This is a genomic window from bacterium, from assembly GCA_035370465.1.
GTDB lineage: Bacteria > Ratteibacteria > UBA8468 > B48-G9 > JAFGKM01 > JAGGVW01.
In genome coordinates, this window is the sequence record DAOOVW010000079.1 from 1 (window position 1) to 4,681 (window position 4,681).

The window sequence follows — 4,681 nt, forward strand, 5'->3', positions numbered from 1 at the left end:
ATATCCCCACATAGTGTAAAATTATACCATATCGCTATAATTGTGTAAATAAAACTCTAATTGAAAATGAAAACAAAAAAATTAGAAAAAACGAATTTTAAAAATAGGAATTTTATAAATTTAGAAAGCATCTCGTTAATTATTTTTTTCTTTGCTGGAATACTTCTAAATTTTAAACCTGCTTATGATTATACAATTATAAAGGTAGTTTTCGGTTACCTTTTTGTTTTATTGCTTTCAACAAGTTATATATTAGAAAAAAAGGAATTTCATTTTAATTATTCAATTTTAATTATATTTTTAATATTTTTTTCTTATATTTTGTTTTCTTCTTTCACTGCTCCTTTTAAGTATGGCAGTGCCTTTCTTCTTGAAAATTATCTTCTATATTTCCTTATATTTGTTTTATCTCTGAATTTAGAAATTAAAAATGAATGGATATATTATTGGTTAATTGCAGCATTTATTTCTTCAATCACTGGTTTATTTCAGTATTTAGGTCCCAGACATTATGCTATTTCTACATTTGGTAATCCCAACTTTTTTGCAGGTCATATTATAATGCCAATTTGTATTGGTATTTCTTTACTTTTTTCTAAAGAATTCAAGAAACCACAAAAATTTTTAACTTTATTTTTTGTTATTATATGCTTTATTACTTTAATTTTAACAAGGTCAAGAGCAGCAATAGTAGGATTTCTTTTTGGTATATCAACTATTTTTTTTCTCATAAATAAGAATAAAAAAATTAAATGGCTTGGATATATTATTTTGCTTCTTATTTCTGTTTTCCTTTCAAAATTTATTTATAAGGAATTTTTAACAAATATAAGGTATTACATATGGACAGGAACTATAAAACTTATAAAACAAAAACCAATAACTGGCTGGGGTTTTGGACAATTTATTTTTTATTATTTCTATTTTAGGAGAAGGGATTACTTTCTTCAGTCAGAATCAACTCCTGTAACTAATCATGCTCATAATGAATATCTTGAAATGTTATCCGAAATAGGAATAATAGGTATTCTAATCTTCTTCATTTTTATTTATATAATTGTTAATAAATTTTTTAAATCCAAAGAGTTATGTGGAAAGAATTACAAATTAGAAAAAAATTTAATTGCTGGTTTTGTTGGTGGTATCTTTGCTGTTATGGTTGATAATATTTTATCAACAAATTTAAGAAATCCTTCAACTGCTATGTATTTTTATTTTTTATTGGGTATTTTAGGTTCTTTGAGGAGAAACAGAGCATTTCATTTTAATATTTCAAAATTATTGTATTCTACTACTTTTTTTGTGTCTTTTTTGATGATTATACTTACCTCATATTATAGAATTTTACCCGATGTCTATTTAAAAAGGGGAATTTGGGCAAAAGACATGGGTGATTATAAAAAGGCAATTGAAAATTATAAAGTTGTTTGTTCATTAAATCCATATAATTATACTGCTCTGTATAAACTTGCTTTTGTATATGGAGAAATTGGTGATTATAAAAACGCAGAAAGAATTTATCTATATATTAACAATTATGTTTTTCCACATTTTGCTAAAACAGATACAAATTTAGGGACAGTTTATCTTAAAATAGGTGATTATGAAAAAGCATTAAAATATTATCTTTATGCTGAGTGGTTAAATCCTTATGATAAAGATGTTCTTTGTAGTATATCTTCTATTTATTTAATTTATTATAATGATGTTGACAAAGCGCTCAAATATTTAAATAAGGTCTTGACAATTGACCCAGAAAATAGGTATGCTAATACAGTTAAAAGTCAATTAAAAAAAGAAGGGAAAATTAAATAGGAGATAGGGATGAGTAAAGTTTGTGAAATATGTGGAAAAAGGAGTAAAACAGGAAATAATGTAAGTCATTCTAATAAAAAAACCAGAAGAGTGTGGAAACCAAATATTCAATGTTTTTCCGTTGAAATAGATGGAGTGAGAAGGAAAATAAATATCTGTACGAGATGTTTAAGAAGTGGTAAAGTCAAAAAAGCAGTTAATAGGAAGAGTTTAAATGTGGAGATTTAACCCCTGCGGTTAGAAAAAAATTATTCAACTTTTTTTACCAGCAGATATATTCTGTAAAGACCGTTGTTTTCTCTATATTTTGGTATGTAATAAATATTTATAAAATTACCTTCAAGTATTTCTTTATTTCCATTAAAGTTTTTAGTTATACATTCAAATAGAGAATTATTTTCTCTAACCCAAAAAGTTAATTCCTCATCTGTTTTTCTCATTATTTTTTCAACTTTTATATTTTTAGATAAAAAAACTACCTCTGGATTTCCAGGACCAAAAGGAGCAAATTTTGATAATTCTTCAAGAAAAACAGGAGTTAAATTAACAAGTTCAATTTCAGCATCATAATAAAAATTCTCTTCTTTTCCAGTGAATAAGAAATTTTCCCATTCTTCTTTTATATTGTTTAAGAATTTTTTATCAAATGTAAAACCAATTGCTTGTTGATGTCCACCAGAAGAAAGCATATAATTTTTTGTTTTTTTGATAAAATCAAAAAGATTAAAGAGCTCAGGACATCTTGCTGAACCCTGTATTATTCCATTTCTTTCAGAGGCAATTGCAATTGGTTTATTCATTTCATAAGATAATCTTGAAGATATTATTCCACAAATAGTTGGTAATATCTCACTTTCAACAAGAAATGTTGCTTTTTCTGCTTTTTCTCTAAATTTAGTTAAATGAATTTTAGTTAATTGGTATCTTTTTCTATCTATTTCCTTAATCTCTTTTATTATTTTATCTACATTTTCTGATAAAAGTAAATCAAGAACAATTTCTGGTTTACCAAATCTTCCTGGTGAATTCAATTTTGGGATGAGTTTCATTTTGAGTTGGTTTATTAAATTTTTATTTTTTATTTTCAATTCATCAATTAATGATGCCAATCCAATTATCTCAGTAGAAAAAATTTTATCAAGTCCTGTCATTATAAGTTTTCTATTCTCTCCTATAACAGGACAATTATCAGCAATTGTTGATAAAGCAACTAACTCAATATTCTCTTCAAAAGGAAAAGGGATAAAGAAACTTAATGCATTTGAAAGTTTTTGAGCAAGAGCAGTTGAACTTAAATATTTTATTTCTGTGGCTGTGTTATAAAGTTTTGGATTTATATAGGTATGTGTTTTTGGGAGAAAAAATATATCAAAAATATGATGGTCTATTACAATTACTTTTATTTTTTCATCTTCCATTTTTTTAAGGAAGTTCACAGAAGATATTCCACAATCAACAGTAATAAAAAGAGAAATGTTTTCTTTTTTTAAGTAAGAAATAAATTCTTCTTCAATTTCATATGTATCAAGGCGATGTGTAAGATAATAAGAAAAGGGGGTCCCTGTTTTTTCAAACATTTTTATAATAAAATAGGTGCCAAAAATTCCATCAACATCTCCATCTCCATATACAAAAACATTCTCTTTTTTTTCAATAATTCTTTTTATTATTTCGCATGCTTGTTTTATACCTGGTACTACAAAAGGGTCAACAGGTGAGGAAATTTCAGATGAAAAAAATGCCTCTTTTTCTTTTATACCCCTGTTTTCAAGTATTTTGTTTATTATTTTTTCCATTTTCTATATACCTTACCTTAACATTCGCATTTTTAAAAAAGTCAGTTGCAAGTTTATCAGGATATCCTTCTTTAATTATAACTTCTTTAATTCCTGAGTTAATAATCATTTTTGCACAAACAGAACACGGATGACATGTTACATATAAAATACTATCTTTAATTGAGACACCATAATATGCTGATTGAATTATTGCGTTTTGTTCTGCATGGAGTCCTCTACAAAGTTCATGCCTTTCTCCAGATGGAATTTTTAATTCAACTCTTATACATCCAACTTCTTCACAATGAGGAAGTCCTGTTGGTGCACCATTATACCCGGTTGCTAAAATCCTTTTTCTCTTTACTAAAACACAGCCAACTTTTCTTCTTAAACATGTTGACCTCTCTGAAACAAGTTCTGCGATTTTCATGAAATAATGGTCCCAATCAGGTCTATGTATTTGGGTATATTGGGAATTCATTTGAAAATCTCCTTATTTTTTTTGAAATATCTTTCAATATTTTTTCATTTTTACTATTTGATAAAATTATATCAATCCAATCAGCAATTTTTTCTATTTCTTTTTCTTTCATCCCTCTGCTTGTAATTGCAGGAGTTCCAATTCTTATACCACTTGTTTTTGCAGGAGGTAGGGGGTCAAATGGTATGAGGTTTTTATTTGTAATAATACCACCTTTTTCAAGAATTTCCTGACCTTCAAGTCCTGTTAAGCCCTTATTTCTTAAATCAACTACCATCAAATGATTGTCAGTTCCATTACTTACAATTCTATAATCTCGTTTTTTTAATTCTTCACATAATTTTTTTGAATTTTTAACAATTTGTTTTTGATAATCAATAAAACTTTTTTCACTTGCTTCCTTAAAGGCAACTGCTTTTCCTGCTATTACATGAACTAATGGTCCTCCTTGAATTCCAGGTATTATTGTGCTATCAATATTTTCTTTAAATATATTTTTACAAAGTATTAAACCACCTCTTGGTCCTCTTAATGTTTTGTGTGTTGTGGTTGTAACAAAGTCAGTAAATGGAAATGGTGACTGATGAATACCAGCAATTACAAGACC

At 26.8% G+C, this 4,681-nt stretch carries 5 protein-coding genes; 2 read left to right on the forward strand and 3 right to left on the reverse strand.

Going from position 1 to position 4,681, the window contains the following annotated elements:
- Positions 1-66: 66 nt before the first annotated feature.
- Complete coding sequence (locus tag PLW95_07865) at positions 67-1,815, forward strand: O-antigen ligase family protein (GenBank protein ID HOV22570.1); 1,749 nt, start codon at positions 67-69, stop codon at positions 1,813-1,815.
- Between the two features lie 9 nt (positions 1,816-1,824).
- Positions 1,825-2,043, forward strand: coding sequence for a 50S ribosomal protein L28 (rpmB, locus tag PLW95_07870; protein HOV22571.1), 219 nt, complete (start codon positions 1,825-1,827; stop codon positions 2,041-2,043).
- A 20-nt stretch (positions 2,044-2,063) separates the two neighbouring features.
- Here the strand turns inward: rpmB and PLW95_07875 are convergent, their stop codons facing one another.
- The 3 genes from PLW95_07875 to PLW95_07885 all read right to left on the reverse strand — a co-directional run.
- Positions 2,064-3,611: a DHH family phosphoesterase gene (locus PLW95_07875; GenBank protein HOV22572.1), complete on the reverse strand. Its 1,548-nt coding sequence runs from the start codon at positions 3,609-3,611 to the stop codon at positions 2,064-2,066.
- The gene (locus PLW95_07880; GenBank protein ID HOV22573.1) at positions 3,583-4,074 is read right to left on the reverse strand and encodes a cytidine/deoxycytidylate deaminase family protein; all 492 of its coding nucleotides are present in this window, start codon (positions 4,072-4,074) and stop codon (positions 3,583-3,585) included. Before PLW95_07880 ends, PLW95_07875 begins: the two co-directional genes overlap by 29 nt.
- Positions 4,046-4,681, reverse strand: a 636-nt coding sequence (locus PLW95_07885; protein ID HOV22574.1) for a serine hydroxymethyltransferase, incomplete at its 5' end; no start/stop codon positions are given. The genes PLW95_07880 and PLW95_07885, both read right to left, overlap by 29 nt.

Coding starts and splice junctions, on each gene's coding strand:
- rpmB (HOV22571.1), top strand. CDS start 1,825: ATGAGTAAAGTTTGTGAAATATGTGGAAAAAGGAGTAAAACAGGAAAT.
- PLW95_07865 (HOV22570.1), top strand. CDS start 67: ATGAAAACAAAAAAATTAGAAAAAACGAATTTTAAAAATAGGAATTTT.
- PLW95_07880 (HOV22573.1), bottom strand. CDS start 4,074: ATGAATTCCCAATATACCCAAATACATAGACCTGATTGGGACCATTAT.
- PLW95_07875 (HOV22572.1), bottom strand. CDS start 3,611: ATGGAAAAAATAATAAACAAAATACTTGAAAACAGGGGTATAAAAGAA.